The sequence below is a fragment of the Nakamurella leprariae genome, assembly GCF_016918035.1.
GTDB lineage: Bacteria > Actinomycetota > Actinomycetes > Mycobacteriales > Nakamurellaceae > Nakamurella > Nakamurella leprariae.
In genome coordinates this window covers 61,846-81,494 of the sequence record NZ_JAERWK010000025.1, presented here as the reverse complement: position 1 = coordinate 81,494, position 19,649 = coordinate 61,846, and the positions used below count along the sequence as shown (strand labels likewise).

Below are 19,649 nucleotides of genomic sequence, written 5' to 3'. Positions count from 1 at the left end.
ACCACCTGCCCCATCGGCCGTCCCGCGCGTCCGCCGGGCCTGGCGGGGCTCCGCGCTGGACCAGCCGTTCGTCCCTGTTCCGAGCACCGACCGCCCGGCCGACGGGTCCGACCCACGTCCCTGCAGTTCCGGGGCGTCCGGCGGCCGGTCGGGTCCGACGACGAAGGTCGCGGCGGGGCCCGACCCTGGCAGACTGGCGGACGCACCGTCGGCCGGTCCGGCCCGGCGGATGCCACTGACCGTGCCGGCGGCGCGGACGGCACCACTCCAGGACGCAGGAGGCCGAGCGTGACCCAGGAAGTCGAGACAGGCCGGCAGGCCGGTGCTGCCCCGAACTCCGGGCCCGCGATCGCCCCGCACGAGGTCGGCGCGCCCGTCGACGGACCTGTCGACCAGACCCCGCTGACCCCGGAGGGCGCGGCGGAGCTGGCCGGCCGGCTGGCCGACGGCGTCGGCCAAGTACTGCTGGGCAAGCCGGAGGCCGTTCGCCTCGCCCTGATCGGCGTGCTGGCCGAGGGTCACCTGCTGGTCGAGGACGTGCCGGGCACCGGCAAGACCAGTCTGGCCAAGGCCATGGCCCGGGTGCTCGGCGGCGCCGTGAGCCGGGTCCAGTTCACGCCGGACCTGATGCCCGGGGACGTCACCGGCTCGAGCGTCTTCGACCGCAACACCGCCGAGTTCGAGTTCCGGCCCGGTCCGGTCTTCGCCAATGTGGTGATCGCCGACGAGATCAACCGGGCCTCCCCCAAGACGCAGTCCGCGCTGCTGGAGTGCATGGAGGAACGCCAGGTCACGGTGGACGGCACCACCTACCAGCTGGCCCGCCCGTTCCTGGTGGTGGCCACGCAGAACCCGGTCGAGATGGAGGGCACCTATCCGCTGCCGGAGGCGCAGCGGGACCGGTTCCTGGCCCGGATGTCGATCGGGTACCCCGACCCCACCACCGAGGTGGCGATGCTGTCCGACCGGGACCGCACCGACCCGCTGGCGCTGCTGCGCCCGGTGGCCACGGTGGAACGGACCGCGCAGCTCATCGACGCGGTGACCCGGGTGCACCTCGCCCCGGCGCTGCGTTCCTACCTGGTCGAGATCGTGGCCGCCACCCGCGGGCTGCCCGACGTCCGGCTCGGCGCCTCGCCCCGGGCCGTGCTGCACCTGGCCCGGGCGGCCAAGGCGTCGGCGGCCATGGACGGCCGCACCTTCGTGGTGCCCGACGACATCCAGCGGCTGGCCGTGCCGGTGCTGGCGCACCGGCTGATCCTGACCGTCGAGGCACACAGCCATCACCGGTCGGCCGAGGAGATCGTGGCCGTGCTGGTGTCCCGCATCCGGGTCCCCCGGGGGTCGGGTGGCTGAGCCGGCCGCACGACCGATGCCGGGGATGGGCCCCGGGAAGCGGCCGCGGTCCACCCGGGACGGCTGGCGATCCATCAGCGGCCTCACCACCCGGGGGCGCTGTCTGCTGGCCGGTGGCCTGGCCGCCGTCGTCTGCGCCGTCGTGCTGGACGAGCGGGACCTGTTGCGCATCGGCCTGTTCGCGGCCCTGTTCCCCATCCTCGCCTGGCTCGTCATGACGCTGCACCGGACCCGGCTGGCCGCCGCGCACCGGGTGCTGCCCGATCGGCTGGCCGCCGGCAGCACCGGCACCGTGGAGCTGACCGTGACCAACTCGGGGGTCAGCCGGTCGGCGTCGTGCGAGCTCGGCGAGCGGCCGACCCCCGACCTGACCGCGGGCCTGCGTGCCACGGTGCCCGGTCTGCGGGCCGGTCACAGCGCGGTGACCCGCTACCCGGCGGTGGCGGTGCGCCGCGGCCGCTTCGTGGTCGGGCCGCCACGCATCCGTATCGGTGATCCGTTCGGCATGTGGGAGAGCACCCGGATGCTGCCGGCCCGCACGGAGGTCCTGGTCGTCCCGACCGTCGAACCCCTGATCGGTGCACCGCCGGGACCGGGCACGCTGTCGGCCGCGTCCGAGCGGACCCCTGCCGGCGAGTCCGGCGGCGACCCGGACATCACCATGCGTCCGTACCGGGACGGTGACGACATCCGGGCGATCAACTGGCGCGCCTCCGCCCGGCACCACGACGAGCTCATGGTCCGGCTGCACGAGCCCGCCTCCCACGGCGGCGCCACCGTGCTGCTGGACCACCGGGTCGCCGCGTTCCCGGACGCAAGGCCGACGTCCGAGTACCCGGACGGCATCGGCGGTGACCCGACCTTCGAACGCGCCGTCTCGGCGGCCGCGTCGCTGACGTTGCACCTGGCTGCCGAGGACCACCGGGTCCGCCTGGTCACCCACACCGACCGGGTGTTGGCCGACGGGCACGACATCGCCGACGACGTCCTGGGCGCGCTGGCCGTGCTGGGCGCCGACCGCACCTCCTGGCACCCGGTCCGGCCCGCTCATCCCGGGCTGGTGGTGGCCGTGCTCGGCGAGCTCGACGTCCGGACCGCCCGGATGCTCACCTCGACGCTGAGCCGGGCCGGCACGCTGGTCGCCGTGGTGGTCAGCGAGCACGACGGGCGGACGGTCGCGCCGCCCCCACCGGAGGGCATCACCGTGATGACGGCCGCCGGCTGGCGGGTCACCCGGTGGACCCGGGACGAGCCGCTCGCCGCCGCCTGGCAACGGGTGTGCCCGCCGCGCCACCGGCCCGGTCCGGGTCCCGCGGTGCGGATGCGCCCGGCCGGGACGGCCGGACTGTCCGGGGCCGGTGCCCCGGGGACGGGGGTCCGCCGATGACGGTCACCGCACCGCCGGAGCACGACGGGCCGATCCCGGTCGGGGCCTACCCGGCCGGTCCGCCGCCGGACGACGGTCACCCACAGGTCGCCGCGCTGGCCACCGCGATCGGCGCGCTGGCCGTGCTGGCCGGATCGAGCGCCCTGGCCACCCAGCTGTCCGGCACCTCGTGGCTGACCTCGCTGGTGGTGGTGCTGACCGTCATCTGGCTGGTCGGCGTGGGCGGCCGGCTGTTGCGGCTGCCCAGCGCGGTGGTCGTGCTGGTGCAGCTCGCCACCCTGGCCGTGACGCTGACCGGCCTGTTCGTCACCGGCGCGACCTGGGGGGTGCTGCCCGACCCGCACGCCTGGGCCGAGGGCCGGGAGCTGCTGGCCGGCGCCTGGGACCAGGTGCTGACCACCGTCGCGCCCGCACCGGTGACCCCCGAGCTGTCCTTCCTGATCTGCCTGAGCGTCGGGCTGGCCGCGGTGGTGGTCGACCTGCTCATCGCGGTCGCGGGTGCGCCCGGGCTGGTCGCGCTGCCGCTGCTGTGCCTGTACTCGGTGCCGGCGTCCATCTCCGGCGTGATGCTGCCGTGGCCGGCGTTCGTGCTGCCGGCCGTGGCGTACGTCCTGCTGCTGCTGGTCACCGGGGCGGCCGGGCGGGTGACCGGCTGGCGGCCGGCCGCCGGCGTGGGGGCGGCCGCGGTGCCCATCGCGACCATGGCTGCCGTGCTGGCGCTGGTCGGCGCGGCCGCCTCCACCGGGGTGGGCACCGAGGGGCGACTGCCGCAGGCCGAGGGCGGCGGCAGCTCCGGGATCGGGCTGTCCCCGTTCACCTCGCTGCGCGGCGACCTCGAGCGGGCCGATCCGGTCGACCTGATGCGGGTGAGCGGGTTGCCGACCCCCGACTACCTGCGCACGGTCGGGTTGGAGTCCTGGACCCCCGACCAGGGCTGGTCGGTCGACGAGCTGCAGGACTCCGGGTCGCTGTCGACGGACGTGACGCCGGGCCCCGACGAGGTCACGTTGGACATCACGGTGACCAACCTGCGCGAACGCTTCCTGCCGGTCTACCAGGCGACCTCGGCCGTCTCCGGGTTGGGCTCGGGGTGGACCTACGACGCCGAGCTGCAGGCGGTGTTCCGCGAGGACCCGGTCGACGTGGACTCCTACCGGCTCACCAAGAGCACCGCGATGGCGGGCGCCAGCGCGCTGCGGGCGGACACGGTGACGGCCGATCCGCGGCTGCTGGACACCGGGGCCATGCCCGAGGAGGTCGTCGCGCAGGCCTGGGCGGTGGTCGCGGCGGCGACCACGCCGTTCGACCAGGCGCTGGCCCTGCAGCAGTTCTTCACCGATCCCGCCAACGGGTTCGTGTACTCGCTGTCCGTGCCGACCGGCAACACCGGTGACGCGCTGCTGGACTTCCTGCAGAACCGCCAGGGCTACTGCGAGCAGTACGCATCGGCGATGGCCGTGATGGCCCGGGCGGTCGGGCTGCCGACCCGGGTGGCGGTCGGCTTCACCCAGGGCGACCGGCAGGCCGACGGCTCGTACCTGATCAACAGTCACGACGCGCACGCCTGGGTCGAGGTCCGTTTCGATGCGGCCGGATGGGTCCGGTTCGATCCCACACCACTGACCGGTGGCCAGGGCGGACAACAGGGCTTCTTCGACGACACGGCGCAGGCTCCGTCGACCGCGCCGACCACCGAGGGAGTCACGCCCACCTCGGACGCCGCGGTGACCAGCGGCGACCTCGGGATCCCGGAGCCGGCGCCCGGGATGGAACCGCTGCTCGACTCCTCGCCCCCGGTGCCCACGGACGAGTCCGGGTCGGGTTCGCTGCTGGCCGTCCTCGGATGGACCGTGGGCATCGTGGCCGTCCTCGCCGCCCTGGCCGCCACCCCGACGTTGGTGCGGGGGCTGCGCCGCCGCCGGCGGCTCACGGTGATCGAGGCCGGCGGCCCGCAGGCTCCCCTGGCCGCGTGGGCCGAGGTGGAGGACGCGGCCGCCGATCACGGGGTGGCGATGAGTTCGGCGGAGTCGTTGCGCAGTGCGGCCAACCGGCTCGCCCGGGTCGCCCGGCTCGACGGCGACGACCGGGACGAACTGCGGATGCTCGTCCTGGACACCGAACGGGCCTGCTACGCGGCGCCCGTCGGGACCGCGGACCCGGTCGTCGGTGCGGTGCCGGTCGGAACGTCGAGGGCCGCCGCCGCGCTGTCGTCCGGCTCGACCGCAGTGGCAGGGGCGGCAGGAGTGGCGGTGGCGGACCGGGCCGGCGGCTCGGCGACCGGCGCACTGCTCGCGGAACGGGTCCGGCGGATCACCGCCGCGATCGCCCGGGGGCGGCCGCAGCGGCTGTCCGACCGGCTGCTGCCCCGGTCGGTGCGGCCCCCGCGCTGGCGCTGAACGGGTGGACACCGGCCCGGTGGTGCGGCGGCAGGGCGGGGGCCTGATGCACGGCGGTGATCAGATGACGGGTGCGGGGTGCCCGATGATCAGGTGAGGGTGCCGGTCGGGCCGACATCGCGAGCCGGTCGCGGCCGCGGGGTCCGGGACCGGGCACAGTCCACGCCTGGTCGGCGCACAGCGTCATCGACGGGCGGGCGTGCGGCACCGGGGAGCGGCCCAGGGCCGGTCAGGACGCCGGGGTGGACACCGACGACCGGACCGGCCGGCGGCTCACTGCTCCGGTTCTTCGAACCGGCGGCGGAAGCGCTCCTCCATGCGGTGCGACATCGTCGGGTTGGCACTGGGCGTGCTGCGGTTGCCCGACTTCGCGGCGCCGCGACTCCCGGGCTGACCGAAGACGAAGAGCCCGACGGCGGCGACCATGGTCAGGAAACCGAGAACACTGACCACCACACCGAGGGCCAAGAGGCTCTGCGTGGCGATCACACCGACGACGAGCGCGACAAGCCCCAGAAAGAACGTGATCCCGGCGACGATGGGTCGCCGCCGACGGATTCGCCCGACGTTCACACTGGTCGCGAACTTCGGATCATCCTTATAGAGAGCGCGTTCGATCTCGTCAAGCATGCGCTGCTCGTGCTCGGAGAGCGGCATGGGTCCTCCTCCGGCACCGACCTACGCGGTGGGTCACTGGACAGGTCGCCGATGAGCGACCTCACCATCCAGGATACGAGCACTCGCGCCCGGCGTGGTAACGAGTGAGCAAATCGGCTGATGGTCAACCCCGGACCGCCCCGGAACGGTCCCGGGTCCCTCGCGGAGCGCGATCGTCGGGCCGCTCAGCGCGGCCGACCCGGCCCGTCCAGGCCCGGTGCGGGCGGGCCGGGTCGGGACCGCGACGGGCCTGCCGACGGCCGAGCGGCTGGGTGCCGGGCCGCCGGCGGTGGATCGGCGGGACGGCCGGGGCCGAGCACGCTGCCCGGGCGCAGCGCCGCCGCGCCGAACCGGTCGACGAGCAGGTCCGCGACCCGGTCCACCGACGCCCAGCGCCGGGCCGAGTCGGCGGACACCGCAGCGGCGGGCGCCGCCGGCCCGTCGGCCGCGGCGACGACGGTCGGGCCGAGGTCGAACGCCAGCTGCTCGGCGATCACCGCTCCTCCGGTGATCGCCGGACCGCCCGCGCCCGGGCGCCGGGCGCGGTCCGGGCCGTCGTCCCGGCGCTCGGTCTGGTCGTCGCGACCCGGATCGGACGGACCGTCGTGCAGCAGGTTCTCCAGGCGGACGCCGAGCAGGCGGATCCGGCGGCCGGCCGGGACGGCGCGGTGCAGCAACGCGGTCGCGGTCCGGTAGATCACCTGGGTGATGTCCGTGGCCGGCTCGACGGTGCTGGACCGGGTGATGGTGGTCCAGTCGGCGAACCGGATCTTGATCGTGACGGTGCGGCCGCGGGCGCCGCCGGCGCGGGCCCGCGCACCCGTCCGGCCGGCCAACTGCAGCAGCGTGCGCGCCCACACGTCCGGGTCGGGGGTGTCGTCGGCGTAGGTGTGCTCCGCGCCGAGTGAGGACTCGACGGTGTCCGGGGTGACCACGCGCTCGTCGACGCCGGACGCCAGCCGGTGCAGGTTCGTCCCGACGGCCGTGCCGAGCACACGGGTCAGCAGGCGCAGGTCGGCCGCGGCGATCTCCCCCACGGTGTTCAGGCCCACCGACTCGAGCCGGGCCGCGGTGGCGGGACCGACGCCCCACAGCGCCCGCACCGGCAACGGGTGCAGCAGTTCGAGCACCCGCTCGGGTGGGACGACGAGCATGCCGTCGGGCTTGGCCCATCCGGAGGCGAGCTTGGCCACGAACTTGGTCGAGGCCGCGCCGACCGTGGCGGTCAGCTGCAGTTCGTCGGCGATCCGTGCCCGCAGGTCGGCGGCGATCCGCGACGGCGACCCGGACCGGCGTCGGGCTCCGCTCACGTCCAGGAACGCCTCGTCCACCGACAACGGCTCGACCAGCGGCGTGACGTCCCGCAGCATCCGCATCAGCGCGTCGGACGCCTCCCGGTAGGCCGCGTAGTCCGGCGGGAGCACCACCAGTCCCGGGCACAGCGCGCGGGCCGCCGCGGTCGGCATCGCCGAGCGGATGCCGTAGCGCCGGGCCGGGTAGTTGGCCGAGAGCACGACGCCCCGCCGGTCGCCGACGGGATCGGTGGGCCGGCGCCGCTCGGGCTCAATCCCGGTGTCCAGGTCGTCCGGGTGGGCGGACCGCCCCGATCGCCGCGTCCGCCGCGGATCCTGCGGTGCGTCGGGGTGGGCCATCGGCAGCCGGTCCGGGCCGGGCCGGCCGGCGACCAGCATCGGCCGGTCGCGCAGGTCCGGCCGGCTGCGCAGTTCCACGGACGCGAAGAACGCATCCATGTCGATGTGCAGCACGGTGCAGCGGGAGTCGTCGACCTCGGCCGGGTCCGCGGTGACCAACCGGCCCAGGTCGGGCCGGGTGCTCACCGCGCCGGCGGGGCGCCGTCGGCTGTCGGCCCCGCACCGGCCGTCGACCCCGCACCGGCCGTCGCGGCGACCCGGTTCGCACGGCCCACGACCAGCAGGTCGCCGGCGATCTGCTGGGCCACCGGGTGCACGGCCAGGTCGGCCTCGACGGCGCACCGGTCCTCGTCCTCGTCCTCTGCCGATCCGGCCGCGCCGACGTGAGCGACGCCCGGGACCACCCCGATGCCGAGCACCGACTCGACCTCGAGATCGGCGGTGGCGAAGATGCCCCGCAGTTGCTCGACGGTGAACCGCCGCCGCAGCGGGTCGTCGGCGCCCCAGCGCCCGTCGGGATCGGCCAGCAGGGCTCGCGCCGCAGACGAGCGGCCGGCCAACGCCTGGGCCAGCACGGCGGCCAGCAGCCCCGGCACCAGCACCGACACCTGACCGCCGGGCCGCAGCACCGCGGCGATCGCCGCCATGGCAGCAGCGGGGTCGTCGACCGCCTCCAGCACGTGGTGGCACAGCACCAGGTCGGCGCCGGGAGTGGTGTCGCCGACCGTCGCGTCACCGGCCACGCTCCAGCCGGCCACCACCTCGGCCAGCCGATCGGCGTCGGCCTGCCGGCCGGTGACGCGGTCGTCGACGCCGGCCTCCGCGGCCCGACGGTGCAGGATCGCCAGCGCGTCGGCGGACGAGTCCACCACCAGGACGCGGCAGCCCAACTGCGCCAGGGGGACCGCGCGGGTCCCACTACCGCCGCCCACGTCGATCACCCGGGCGTGTGGCCGGTCCGCGATCAACCGGCGCAACACCTCGGCGACCGGATCCGGCCCCGCCGCACCCGCGGTCATCGGCGCAACTCCACGGCGGGCTCGTGCATGGGGGTCACCCTCATCTCGGTGCGGCCCTCCTGACCGGTCCAGCCTGGCCGCATGGGTGGACAGTCTCCAGTTCGGATCCTGCACGAGATCCGGCTCGGATCTTGCTCGGCGCATCTCCGGTCCTGAGGGTAGCGAGCGAGCGGTGTCCGATCCGGCCGGACGCGCACCGCCGCGGACGCGCCCGGTCCGGCAGCGACTGACGCACCCTCCCCGGGCCGTTAGGGTGTCCGGGTGTTGGTGGCCAGCGTGCTCAGTCTGAAAGGCGGTGTCGGCAAGACGACCGTCACCCTCGGCCTGGCCTCCGCGGCCCATCACCGAGGGATCGACACACTGCTGATCGATCTCGATCCGCAGATGAACGCGACCAGCACCCTCACTGCCCGCGACGACCTGGTCGCGGTGCTCGACGGCACCCGACCGCCGGGTGGTCACCACGCGCAGTCTGCCGGGGATCCCGACAAGGACAGCCACCGGCCGCGCGTCGGCAGCACCACCATCACCGAGGTGCTGGACGATCCGCGGCGCAAGGTCGTCGCGCGGGCCGTCCAGCCGTCCGGCTGGGGTGGATCACTGCGGATCCTGCCAGGCAGCGAGACGGTAGAGGCGCACAACCACCCGGACCCCGACGCCAAGCGGCTGGTCCGGCTGACCGACGCCCTCGCCCTGGTCGATCCGGCACCCGAGCTCGTGCTCATCGACTGCCCGCCGTCGCTGGGGCAGCTGACCCGCAGCGGGCTGGTCGCCGCCGACCGCGCCGTTCTGGTCACCGAGCCGTCGCTGTACTCCGTGACCGGCGTGCAGCGCGCCCTCGAGGCGGTCCAGCAGGAGCGCAGCGGCCACAACCCTCGCCTGCAGCCGCTCGGGGTGGTCATCAACCGCTTCCGGCCCCGGGTGGCCGAGCACGAGTACCGGCTGCAGGAGCTGCAGGACTTGTTCGGCCCGCTCGTCCTGTCGCCCGTGCTGGCCGACCGCTCCGCGGTGCAGCAGGCCCAGGGCGCCGGCATGCCGATCCACGGCTGGCCCACCCCGGGCGCCCGGCAGCTGGCGCAGCAGTTCGACGAGCTGCTCGACCGGTTGCTCCGGTCAGCCCGTCGCCGGTCACGCTGACCGGCGGCTCAGCAACTCCTCGACGACGTCGAGGAAGACGGCCGTCTGCCGCACCATGTCGTCGGCCTCCCGCGCGGTGACCGTTGCGGCCAGACCCGCCTCGACCGCGTGACGCTTGGCCGAGCCGGCGGCGAAGAACGCCCCCCACTCGGACAGCTCGGGCGCCACCCGGGCGATCAGCTCCCACGCGCTGCCCCGCCGGCCCCGCACGGGACGGGCCCGGGCGGCCAGCACGGCCGCCGCGGCCCGCAGCGCGGCCAGGTGCGCCGCCGCGAACCGCTCCGGCGCATCCGCGATGCCCACGGCCCGGCCGACGCCGCGGCCGGCGTCAGCCAGAAGGTCACGGGCGGCCTGCGGAACCGGCGGCGCCCCGAGCGGCGCCGGTCGCGACCGTTCACCGGTCCGGTTCGGGCCGGTGCGCGCCGCCGGGGCGGCGCGGCGCGGCGAGCGGCCGGGCGCCTCAGCGCCGTCCGCCGCCGTCGGATCGCACAACATCGGCTGCCAGCCGGCCCGTTCCTGAACCGTCAGCGTCATGGCTCCCACTCCGATCGTCCCCTGGACCATGTTTCGTACGTCTGTTCGACACCGACGGTACCTCGTGGACGGGGCGCTCCGCCAGCACGTCCTGTCCGACGTCCCGGCGACCCGACTCATGCCGTGAGACCCGCACCCTGATCCGCACTGTGCCAGGGACCACCGACACCGAGGATGGCCAGAGCACTCCGGGGTCGTGACTCGACCTCCGACCGTCGACGCGATCACCGACGTCGACCACTCCGGAGGCCGGATGCGCCCGCCCCGGCCCGCCGCGCCGCCGGTGCGGCGTGGTCTGATGACCGGATGCGACACGCCAGGGCGGAGCCGGGACCCGGTCAGGACGACGCCGCCGGGACCCGCGTGCGGCTGGTCCGCTGGACCGCAGAGCAGTTCCGGGCCCGGGTCCAGGAACTGGTCGACGTGTACGTGCAGGCGATGGGGTACCCGCCGGGCGTGGCCACGGCCCGATCCGCGTTGTGGGACGAGCACAGCCGCCGGCCGGACTTCGACTGCTGGGTCGCCCTGGACGCCGCGGACCGGGTGCGCGGGCTCTGCTACGGCTACCGTGGCCTGCCCGGTCAGTGGTGGTATTCCGAGGTGCGCCGCGGGGTGGAGCGGGACGCCTCGCGACGGCTGGACTGGCTGGCCGACTTCTTCGAGCTCACCGAACTGCACGTCCGGCCCGACACGCAGGGCAGCGGCCTCGGTGAGGCGCTGCTGCGCCGGCTGCTGGACGCCCGGACCGAGCGCCGGGTGCTGCTGTCCACACCTGAGGGCGAGAACCGGGCGTGGCGGCTGTACCGCCGGCTGGGGTTCGAGGACCTGCTGCGGCACTACCGCTTCTCCGGCGACGCCCGCCCGTTCGGCATCCTGGGCCGGGACCTGCCGCTGCCGGAGGTCCTGGCCGACCGACACGCCGACCACCCCGTCGGCTGACCGGCAATCCGGCCGGTCACAGTCGGGCGAGCTGGCGGGCCAGCGGGTCCAGCCCCATCCCGCCGAGCCGCAACGCGGCGGTGTGGAAGGCACGGGCGTCGAACCGGCCGCCGGCGCGGGTCCGGGCGGCTGCCCGGCCCGCCAGCCACACCCGCTCGCCGACCTTGTAGGCCGGCGCCTGGCCGGGCCAGCCCAGGTAGCGGTCGATCTCGTCGCGACACAGCGCCGGATCGCTGACCGTCCGGGTGGTGAGGAACTCCAGGCCCAGGGCGGGGGTCCACCGGTGACCGGTGGCGAACCGGGCCTCGGCCGGGATGGGCAGCTCCAGGTGCATGCCGATGTCGACCACCACCCGGGCCGCGCGGAACAACTGGGAGTCCAGCAGACCGAACAGCACGCCGTCGTCGTCCAGACGGCCGAGCTCGCGCATCAGCCGCTCGGCGTACAGCGCCCAGCCCTCGCTGTGCCCGGCCGTGCCGCCCAGGGACCGCCGGAAGTCGTTGAGCCGGTCCCGCTCGTGCAGCGCGGTGGCGATCTGCAGGTGGTGGCCGGGCACGCCCTCGTGGTGCAGCACGGTGGTCTCCCGCCAGGTCGGGAAGCGCTGACGGTCGGCCGGGAAGGAGAACCACATCGACCCCGGCCGGCGCAGGTCCTCCGACGGCGCCAGGTAGTAGGCCCCGACCGGGCTGCCCAGCGGCGCCATCCGGCAGTCCAACGCGCGGATGGACTCCGGCAGGTCGAACTGGGTCCCGGCCAGGTCGGCCACGACGGCGCCGGACACCTCGGTCATCCAGTCCTGGAAGGCCGCCCGTCCGGTCACCGACCGCGCCGGGTCGGCGTCGAGCGCCGCGGCGGCCGCGGCCGGACTGCCCCCGCCGGTGATGCGGCCGGCCACCCGGTGCAGTTCCGCCTCGATGGTCAGGAACTCGTGCCAGCCCCAGGCGTACGTCTCGGCCAGGTCCAGCTCGGTGCCCAGGAACCGACGCTGATCCATCCGGTAGCGGTCGGCGCCGACCGGGTCGGTGGACGGCGCGGCCGGCCGCAGCTCGGTGCGCAGGAAGGCGGCGAGCTCCAGGTACGCGCGATCGGCGGCCCGGGCGACCTCGGACAGGCCGGCCCGGGTCACGGCGTCGGTCCCGGAGTCGGTCCTGGGGTCGGTCCTGGGGTCGCGGGCCGTGTCGCTGGTGGACAGGCCCCGGACGAACGCGGTGAACCACCCGCCGTCCCCGGCACCGGCACCGGCACCGGCACCGAAGGCCGTGCACTGCGCGGCGCACCGTTCGATCTGCCGGACCGCGGCGGTCCGTCCGGCGGCCGACGCGACGGCCAGGCCGCGGGCGTACCCGTCCAGCGCCGCCGGCACCCCGGCCATCCGGTCCCGCAGTTCGGCCAGGTCCGCCTCGGTGTCCGTGGGCAGCAGGTCGAAGGTCTGGCGCACGTGCTGCACCGGCGAGCTGATGCTGTTGAGGTCGGCGGCGGCCCACCCGGAGGCCAGGCGCTCCGCTTGGCCGGTCAGCCGCTCGGTGATGACCTCGCGGGCCAGCTCGTCGTCGGGGCCGGACGGCGGCACGACGGCGAGCCGGGCCAGCGTGCCGGTGATGAGACGGTGCCGTTCGGCCAGCCCGTCGGGCGACAGATCGTCCAGGCCGGGGCGACTCGACCGGCGGCCGAGCTCGATCGCCGTCATCGGGCTGAGCTCGACCAGCGCCGCCACGTACTCGTCGCTCACCCGGTCCACCGATCGGGGGATCCGCGCCGCCGGTGGGACGACAGGACCGGCGGACGACACGGCACCGACCGTACCGGCGGCGCCCGGCGCCGGTCCGCGGGTCAGCGCCCGCGCCCCTGGCGGCGGTGGGGATCCGGGCGCAGCACCGTGCGCTGCCCCGGGTCGCCGCCGACGGGGATGCCGCCGGCCTGCTCGGCGATCGAGTGGGCGATCTCGGCCGGCGAGTCGTCGGCGGCGGGTTCGATCGGCGGATGGCCGTCCCCCTCGCCCGGCCCTTCGCCCGGATCGGCGCCCCCCTCGGGTGGCCGATCCGCCGGCACGGTGACCTCGGGGGTGTCGTCGTCGCCCGCCCCGGTCCGTCGACCGGGTCCCTGGTCGTCGGGTCCGGTCGCATCGCCGTCGCCCGTGGCGCCGCGGTACGCGGCCCGGACGGTCAGGTGCGCGGACACCGGGGCGGTGACGAACTGCAGCAACACGATGAGGACCAGCAGCCCGATCACCGCGGCGCTGCGCAGCTGCAGCCCGAGACCGATCATCAGCAGCACGATGCCCAGCACCTGCGGTTTGGTCGCGGCGTGGATCCGGCTCATGGTGTCCGGGAACCGCAGCACGGCCACCCCGGCCAGCGCGGACATGGCTGCGCCCGCCACCAGGGCGACGCCGGCGATCACGTCGAGGACGTTCACACGCGGTCCCGGGGCAGCAGTTTGGCCAGGCCGGCCGAGCCGAGGAAGCCCAGCAGCGCCACGACGACCGCGGCGACCAGCGTGATGGACGACCGGGTCACGGCGGCGACGACGACGATGACGCCGACCAGGATCGCCAGCAGGACGTCCAGGGCGATGACGCGGTCGATGAGCGACGGGCCGCGCAGCAGCCGGACCATGGCGCAGATGCCGCCGACCGCGAACAGGCCGCCGGCGACGAAGGCGGCCACCGCGATGGTGGTGCTCATCCGTTCCTCCGTCCCGTTGGTCGTTCGCCCGTGCCGGTCCTGCGCGGCGGCCGGTCACGGGGACCGGCCCCCACCGCGGCGACGATCCGCCGTTCCTGGGTGCGGACCGACTCGGCGAAGCGCTCCAGGTCGCCCGGGGCGGTGTCCAGGACGTGGATCTGCAGGGTCCGCCGGTCGGGGTCGGCGTCGATGATGAGGCTGCCCGGCACCAGCGACACCGCGAGCGCGGTGAGCGTCTGGACCAGGTCGGACTGGGTGTCCAGCTGCACGGTGGTGATCTCGCTGCGCGGCAGCCGCGGCCGCACCGCCAGCCAGCACACGTTCAGTCCGGCCCGGACCACCGCGAACCCGAAGGTGACCACGAGCACCACGGTGCGCCATGGATGCAGGCCGACGCGGAACTCCAGCGCGGGCAGCGGGAACAGCAGCAGCACCACGGCGGAGAACAGCACGCCGAGCAGCACCAGGACGGGTGAGACCGACCCCCACAGCGCGGTCCACACCAGGACCAGCGCGACCAGCGCCATCAGGTAGGCGCGGCCCTGCATGCGGCGACTCAGGTGCTCTCCGGTGATCTGCCGGCGACGGCGGCGCAGTCGTTGCAGGCCGCTCATCCGGTGCCTCCCGGATCCTGGGCGGTCGGCTCGGCGGGACTGAGCCCCGGCGGGTCGATGAGCAGGTCGGCGGCACCGTCGGCCGGCGTGTCCATCACCGCGCGGACATAGGTCTGCTGGTCCATCAGGTTGCCGGCCGCGCGTTCGGCCAGGCCGTAGATCGGTCCGGCGCCGACGGTCAGCACCAGCCCGACCGTGACCACCGCGGTGGTCGCGCCGACCATGCCCAGCGGCAACCGGGCGGCCTCGGCGGCCGCCATCCGGCGGCGGGCGGCCTCGCGGGCCCGACGCCGGGACTCGGTGTACTGCGTGGTCATCGGGTGGTCGCCACGGGGGTCCAGCGGGCCGGTCGGCGGGTGCTCCTCCCCCGCCTGCGGTACCGGACGCCAGAACGCCCGGCCCCAGACCCGGACGATCGCGTACAGGGTGAGCAGGCTGGTGAGCGTGCCGAGGCAGACGATGACCAGCGGCAGCACCTGGGCGGCGCCGGTGGAGCCTTCCAGCGCGGCCTCGAACAAGCCGACCTTGCCCAGGAACCCCGAGAACGGCGGCACCCCGGCCAGGTTCATGGCCGGGATGAAGAACAGCACCGCCAGCACCGGCGCCGCCGCGGCCAGCCCGCCGAGCCGGGCCAGCACCGTGCTACCCGCCACCCGTTCGATCAGGCCCGCGCCGAGGAACAGGGCCGTCTGCACCAGGATGTGGTGGGCGACGTAGTAGATCGCCGCGGCCACGCCGGCCTCGGACCCGATGGCCACGCCGAAGAGCATGTAGCCGATGTGCGAGACCAGGGTGAACGAGAGCATCCGCTTGATGCCGGGCTGCACGATCGCACCGAGGATGCCGACCAGCATCGTCGCACCGGCCGCCACCATGAGCACGGTGGTGAACATGCCCGGGAACAGCAGCGTCTGCACCCGGATGATCGCGTAGACCCCGACCTTGGTCAGCAGGCCGGCGAACACCGCGGTGACCGGGGCCGGCGCCGTCGGGTACGAGTCGGGCAACCACGCCGACATCGGGAAGACCGCGGCCTTGACCCCGAAGGCGGTCAGCAGGATCGCCGCGATGGTGGCCTTGATGCCCGGCGGGACCGAGTCGATCTTGGTGGCCAGGTCGGCCAGGTTCACCGTGCCGGTGGCCGCGTAGACCATGGCGACGCCGGACAGGAAGATCAACGACGACAACAGCGAGACGACGATGTACGGCGCCCCGGCCCGCAGCCGCTCCGTCGTCCCGCCCAGGGTGAGCAGCACGTAGCTCGCGGTCAGCAGGATCTCGAAGCTGACGAACAGGTTGAACAGGTCACCGGCCAGGAAGGCGTTGGACACGCCCGTGGCCAGGATCAGGAACGTCGGGTGGAAGATCGACGTCGGCGTCTCGGAGTTGGTGCCGTCCTCCTCCTCGTCGTCGCGGCCCTGCGAGATCGAGTAGATGAGTACGGCCAGCGTGACGATCGTGGAGACCACCAGCATGAACGCGGCCAGCCGGTCGGCGACCAGGGTGATCCCGAACGGGGCGGACCACCCGCCGATGTGCATGACCATCGGTCCGCGGTCGTCGACCACCACCAGCATGATCAGCGCCACGGCCAGCTGGGCGGCCAGCGCGGTGACCGACAGGGCGCGCTGCACCCGCGGGCGGCGGCTGGCCACCATGGTCACGCCCGCACCGATCATCGGCAGGATGACGGCCAGGGGCAGGAGGGCGATCACGGGCGCATCACTCCGATCCCCCGGTGGTGTCCTGCCGCGTCAGGTCCTCGTCCTCGTCGGTGTCGACCACGATCGCCGCGGTCGAGCGGTAGTTGCGGTACACCATGGCGAGCAGGAACGCGCTCACTCCCAACGAGATGACGATCGACGTGAGGATCAGGGCCTGGGGCAACGGGTCGGCCAGCGCGGCGTCCGGGTCGCCCTCGCCCACGATCGGAGCGACGCCGCTGGTGCCCGAGGTGAGCAGCAACAGGTTCACGCCGTGGCCGGCCAGCAGGAACCCGAGCAGCACCCGGACCAGGTTGCGGGACATCATCAGGTAGACCCCGGCGGCGAACAGGCCACCGACGGTCAGGGCGAGCACGAGGCCGACGGTCACCGGCGCCGCCCCCGTCCGGAGCCCGCGGTCGCCGGGGCACCGGAGCGACGGCCGGCCCCGACCCGGTCCTGCGCCTGGCCCTGCTCGACCCGGTCCTGCACCAGCTGTCGGTCCAGCTCGGCGCCCATCGACCGGAGCACGTCGAGCACCAGGCCGATGACGACGAAGTAGACGCCGATGTCGAACAGGCTCGACGTCACGAACTTGAGGTGCCCGAGCACGGCGACGTCGGCCTCGAAGATGGTCGACTGCAGCGCCGCGCCCCCGGTCAACAGGCCGAACACGGCCATCACCGAGGTGATGAGCAGGCCGATGCCCATGAGGATGCCGGCGTCGACCGGGGCGGCCTCGCCCAGTTCGAACGCGCCGCCGGCCAGGTACCGCAGGGCCAGGGCCAGGCCGACGATCAGCCCGGCGGCGAAGCCGCCACCCGGCTCGTCGTGCCCGACGAACAGCACGAACAGGGAGAACACCACGATGACGTGGAAGATCAGCCGGGTCACCACCTCGAGCAGCAGCGACCGGCGGGGCGACCAATTGGTGGCCAGCCACGGCGAGGGCCGGTCCGGCCGCGTGCTGTCGTCCGACGGCAGCACGGTGGGACGCCGCGGCACCGACCCGGTGCGGCGGTTGATGAAGATGAGCGAGGCGACGCCGGTGGCCGCGGCCACCAGCACGGTGATCTCCCCGTAGGTGTCCCAGGCGCGGACGTCGACCAGGATGACGTTGACGATGTTGTGACCGCCGCCGAACGTCACCGCGGCACCGTCCAGCGCCCCGGAGACCGGTTCGAGGGTGCGGCTGCCCGGGATGATCAGGGCCAGCGCCGTCATGAGGGCCCCGGCGGCGATGGCCAGCACGGTGCGGATCACGTTGCCGCGCTTGCCGGTGGACAGCGCCGTGTCCGGCATCCGGGTCAGCACCAGCAGCGCGGCGATCAGGGTGACCGTCTCGACCAGCAGCTGGGTCAGAGCCAGGTCCGGCGCCCCCCGCACGATGTACAGGACCGCGATGGCGTACCCGATGCCGCCGACGACCAGCACCGCCACCAGGGCGCGACGGATCTTCAGCAGGCTGACCGCCAGCACCAGCACGACGGCTCCGACGGCCACCTCGGCGGGATCGCCGAGCACCACGTCGCCGGCGACCTCGCCGGAGTGCAGCAGGTTGAGCCCCGGGAAGACGATGAGGACGAGCAGGATCGCGCCCATCGAGGCCGGCAGCGAGCCGCGCTGGGTGGCCGAGGTGACCCCGAAGGCGATGAAGTCCACTGCGCGGGTGGTGGCCCGGTAGCTGCCGCCCGGCGCAGCGCCAGGAGCGGCGATGGCGGCGCGGGCCCGTTCGATCCCGCGCTGGGCCAGGAACACGCCGGTGCCCACCACCCAGCCGGTCACCGACAGCAGCAGCGGCAGGTTGAACCCGTGCCAGAGGGCCAGCGCGTCGGCGTGCGTCTCCCCCGCGGTGCGGGCGTAGGACTGCAGCAGACCCTCCAGGACCTGCGGTACGACACCGAAGATCAGACCGAGGACCGCGAGCAGTACCGCCGGACCAGTCATCAGGGCGGGCGCCCGCTTCGGCCGGACCGGCTCCACGCCGTCCTTGTCGCCGAACGCGCCCCAGAGGAACCGGATCGTGTACGTGACGGTCAGCGCCGACCCGACCGCCATCAGCGCCACCGCCACCACGCCCCAAGTGCCGCCGTCCAGCAGCCCGGCGTACCCGGCCTCCTTGGTCGCGAACCCGAGCATGGGCGGGACACCGGCCATGGAGACGCCGGCGGCGACCGCCACCCAGAACGGCACCGGCAGCCGGCGGCGCAGACCGCTGAGCCTGGTCAGGTCCCGGGTGCCGGTGGTCTCGTCGATGATGCCGACCACGAAGAACAGTGGTGCCTTGAAGCTGGCGTGGGCCAGCAGCATGGCCATGCCGCCGAGCAGTGCGTCGGCGTTGCCGGCGCCGAGCAGCAGGGTCATCAGGCCGAGCTGCGAGACGGTGCCGTAGGCGAGCAACAGCTTGAGGTCGCGCTGCCGCAGCGCCTGCACCGCGCCGTACAGCAGGGTCGCCCCACCCAGCAGGATCAGCAGCGGCTGCCAGAAGGTCGGCGAACCGTCGGGCAACGCGAACGCGGGCGCCAGCCGGGCGAACAGGTACAGACCGGCCTTGACCATGGTCGCCGCGTGCAGGTACGCGCTGGCCGGGGTGGGCGCGGCCATCGCGCCGGGCAGCCAGAACGAGAACGGCACGATCGCCGACTTGGTGATGCCACCGACGATCAGCATGATCACCGCGGCGGTCACCCAGCCACCCTGCGGCGGGTCGGCGATGATCTCCGAGATGCGGTACGTATCGGCCAGTTCGCCGAGCAGCACCGCCCCGATCAGCATGACCAGACCACCGGCGGTGGTGGTCAGGAACGCCTGCGACGCGGCCGACCGGGAACTCTGCTTGCCCGCCCGGTGCGCGATGAGCAGGTACGACAGCAGACCGGTCAGCTCCCAGAAGATGACCAGCAGCAACAGGTTGTCGGCCCAGACCAGGCCGAGCATGGAACCGGCGAAGACCAGCATCGAGCCGAGGTACTTGCCCAGGCCGTCGTCCCCACGGGGGAAGTACCGGCTGGAGTAGAGCAGCACCAACGTGCCGATGCCCGCGATGACCAGGGTCATGATCATGGACAGCGCGTCGAGCCGGAAGTCGAGATCCAGCGACAGGACCGGGATCCAGCTGATCGTGACGGTGCGGCTGCCGCCGTCCAGCACGGACGGCAGCATGGCCGCGGCCCACACCGTGGTGGCGGCCGGCAGGGCGGACAGGACGATGAGCGCGCTGCGGTCCCACCACCGGCAGCAGGCGGGACCGAGCAGGCCGAGGACGAGGTACGCCAGCAGGAACCAGGGGGCCGCCGCGAAGGCTCCGGAGGTCCCCATCAGCGGGACCCGTGGTGATCAACCGGGAACAGGGCGTGTTCGGACGGTCTCGGGGGCGCCGAGGCGAGACATCCGGAAACGCGCACACTTCTCCCAGGGCTCGACGGTGGGTGTGACGTCCACTTTACCGTCCGCCGGGCGGCCTTCCCGCCCCGGGCCTGCGGGAATCGGTGTCAGGGACACGACCGACGAGCCGGTCGGCCCACGGTGCCGCCGACCGCGACCGGGTCAGCGGCCGCCGGGAGTCTCGTCG

General features: G+C 74.1%; 16 protein-coding genes. 5 read left to right on the top strand and 11 right to left on the bottom strand.

The window, feature by feature from the left end:
- The first annotated feature begins 288 nt into the window (after positions 1-288).
- The 3 genes from JL106_RS21760 to JL106_RS18275 are packed head-to-tail and all read left to right on the top strand — an operon-like array spanning position 289 to position 5,139.
- Positions 289-1,356, top strand: a complete 1,068-nt coding sequence (locus JL106_RS21760) for an AAA family ATPase (RefSeq protein WP_328842575.1) — start codon at positions 289-291, stop codon at positions 1,354-1,356.
- 25 nt (positions 1,357-1,381) lie between these two features.
- A complete protein-coding gene (locus JL106_RS18280) occupies positions 1,382-2,743 on the top strand; it encodes a DUF58 domain-containing protein (RefSeq protein ID WP_205262195.1) in 1,362 nt (453 codons plus the stop codon).
- Positions 2,740-5,139 (top strand): transglutaminase family protein, encoded by a 2,400-nt coding sequence (locus JL106_RS18275; protein ID WP_205262194.1) that lies wholly within the window; start codon positions 2,740-2,742, stop codon positions 5,137-5,139. Before JL106_RS18280 ends, JL106_RS18275 begins: the two co-directional genes overlap by 4 nt.
- Positions 5,140-5,412: 273 nt before the next feature.
- On the opposite strand, the gene JL106_RS18270 is transcribed toward JL106_RS18275, so the two are convergent.
- The 3 genes from JL106_RS18270 to JL106_RS18260 all read right to left on the bottom strand — a co-directional run bounded on the left by JL106_RS18270 (position 5,413) and on the right by JL106_RS18260 (position 8,467).
- Positions 5,413-5,796 (bottom strand): DUF3040 domain-containing protein, encoded by a 384-nt coding sequence (locus JL106_RS18270; protein ID WP_205262193.1) that lies wholly within the window; start codon positions 5,794-5,796, stop codon positions 5,413-5,415.
- Between the two features lie 185 nt (positions 5,797-5,981).
- Positions 5,982-7,547 (bottom strand): DNA polymerase IV, encoded by a 1,566-nt coding sequence (gene dinB, locus JL106_RS18265; RefSeq protein WP_236007955.1) that lies wholly within the window; start codon positions 7,545-7,547, stop codon positions 5,982-5,984.
- An 83-nt stretch (positions 7,548-7,630) separates the two neighbouring features.
- Entirely contained in the window at positions 7,631-8,467 is an 837-nt protein-coding gene (locus tag JL106_RS18260; protein WP_205262191.1) for a class I SAM-dependent methyltransferase, read from the bottom strand.
- Positions 8,468-8,728: 261 nt separating this feature from the next.
- Between JL106_RS18260 and JL106_RS18255 the strand changes: the two genes are divergently transcribed.
- Positions 8,729-9,604 carry a ParA family protein gene (locus JL106_RS18255; RefSeq protein WP_205262190.1) on the top strand — a complete coding sequence of 292 codons (876 nt, stop codon included), beginning with the start codon at positions 8,729-8,731 and terminating at the stop codon, positions 9,602-9,604.
- Here JL106_RS18255 and JL106_RS18250 read toward each other — a convergent pair.
- Positions 9,596-10,138, bottom strand: coding sequence for an SAV_6107 family HEPN domain-containing protein (locus tag JL106_RS18250; protein ID WP_236007932.1), 543 nt, complete (start codon positions 10,136-10,138; stop codon positions 9,596-9,598). The two genes, JL106_RS18255 and JL106_RS18250, sit on opposite strands and share 9 nt — an antisense overlap.
- Before the next feature lie 306 nt (positions 10,139-10,444).
- Here JL106_RS18250 and JL106_RS18245 point away from each other — a divergent pair, with 306 nt between their 5' ends.
- On the top strand, positions 10,445-11,077 hold the full coding sequence (locus JL106_RS18245; RefSeq protein ID WP_205262189.1) for a GNAT family N-acetyltransferase: 633 nt from the start codon (positions 10,445-10,447) through the stop codon (positions 11,075-11,077).
- A 16-nt stretch (positions 11,078-11,093) separates the two neighbouring features.
- On the opposite strand, the gene JL106_RS18240 is transcribed toward JL106_RS18245, so the two are convergent.
- The 7 genes from JL106_RS18240 to JL106_RS18210 all read right to left on the bottom strand — a co-directional run bounded on the left by JL106_RS18240 (position 11,094) and on the right by JL106_RS18210 (position 19,396).
- Entirely contained in the window at positions 11,094-12,806 is a 1,713-nt protein-coding gene (locus tag JL106_RS18240) for a DUF885 domain-containing protein (protein ID WP_205262188.1), read from the bottom strand.
- Positions 12,807-12,907: 101 nt separating this feature from the next.
- Positions 12,908-13,492 (bottom strand): monovalent cation/H(+) antiporter subunit G, encoded by a 585-nt coding sequence (gene mnhG / locus JL106_RS18235; RefSeq protein WP_205262187.1) that lies wholly within the window; start codon positions 13,490-13,492, stop codon positions 12,908-12,910.
- Positions 13,489-13,761: a monovalent cation/H+ antiporter complex subunit F gene (locus JL106_RS18230; protein WP_205262186.1), complete on the bottom strand. Its 273-nt coding sequence runs from the start codon at positions 13,759-13,761 to the stop codon at positions 13,489-13,491. Before JL106_RS18230 ends, mnhG begins: the two co-directional genes overlap by 4 nt.
- Positions 13,758-14,375, bottom strand: coding sequence for a Na+/H+ antiporter subunit E (locus JL106_RS18225; RefSeq protein WP_205262185.1), 618 nt, complete (start codon positions 14,373-14,375; stop codon positions 13,758-13,760). Before JL106_RS18225 ends, JL106_RS18230 begins: the two co-directional genes overlap by 4 nt.
- Complete coding sequence (locus JL106_RS18220; protein WP_407940201.1) at positions 14,372-16,054, bottom strand: Na+/H+ antiporter subunit D; 1,683 nt, start codon at positions 16,052-16,054, stop codon at positions 14,372-14,374. Before JL106_RS18220 ends, JL106_RS18225 begins: the two co-directional genes overlap by 4 nt.
- Positions 16,055-16,097: 43 nt before the next feature.
- Entirely contained in the window at positions 16,098-16,469 is a 372-nt protein-coding gene (locus tag JL106_RS18215; protein ID WP_205262183.1) for a sodium:proton antiporter, read from the bottom strand.
- Positions 16,466-19,396, bottom strand: coding sequence for a Na+/H+ antiporter subunit A (locus tag JL106_RS18210; RefSeq protein ID WP_236007931.1), 2,931 nt, complete (start codon positions 19,394-19,396; stop codon positions 16,466-16,468). The genes JL106_RS18215 and JL106_RS18210 overlap by 4 nt, the downstream gene beginning before the upstream one ends.
- Positions 19,397-19,649: the final 253 nt, after the last annotated feature.

Bases quoted from the DNA above. Each gene is read 5' to 3' on its own strand.
- JL106_RS18280 (WP_205262195.1), top strand. From the start codon at position 1,382: ATGGGCCCCGGGAAGCGGCCGCGGTCCACCCGGGACGGCTGGCGATCC.
- JL106_RS18275 (WP_205262194.1), top strand. From the start codon at position 2,740: ATGACGGTCACCGCACCGCCGGAGCACGACGGGCCGATCCCGGTCGGG.
- JL106_RS18270 (WP_205262193.1), bottom strand. From the start codon at position 5,796: ATGCCGCTCTCCGAGCACGAGCAGCGCATGCTTGACGAGATCGAACGC.
- dinB (WP_236007955.1), bottom strand. From the start codon at position 7,547: ATGGATGCGTTCTTCGCGTCCGTGGAACTGCGCAGCCGGCCGGACCTG.
- JL106_RS18260 (WP_205262191.1), bottom strand. From the start codon at position 8,467: ATGACCGCGGGTGCGGCGGGGCCGGATCCGGTCGCCGAGGTGTTGCGC.
- JL106_RS18250 (WP_236007932.1), bottom strand. From the start codon at position 10,138: ATGACGCTGACGGTTCAGGAACGGGCCGGCTGGCAGCCGATGTTGTGC.
- JL106_RS18245 (WP_205262189.1), top strand. From the start codon at position 10,445: ATGCGACACGCCAGGGCGGAGCCGGGACCCGGTCAGGACGACGCCGCC.
- JL106_RS18230 (WP_205262186.1), bottom strand. From the start codon at position 13,761: ATGAGCACCACCATCGCGGTGGCCGCCTTCGTCGCCGGCGGCCTGTTC.
- JL106_RS18225 (WP_205262185.1), bottom strand. From the start codon at position 14,375: ATGAGCGGCCTGCAACGACTGCGCCGCCGTCGCCGGCAGATCACCGGA.
- JL106_RS18220 (WP_407940201.1), bottom strand. From the start codon at position 16,054: ATGATCGGTGCGGGCGTGACCATGGTGGCCAGCCGCCGCCCGCGGGTG.
- JL106_RS18210 (WP_236007931.1), bottom strand. From the start codon at position 19,396: ATGGGGACCTCCGGAGCCTTCGCGGCGGCCCCCTGGTTCCTGCTGGCG.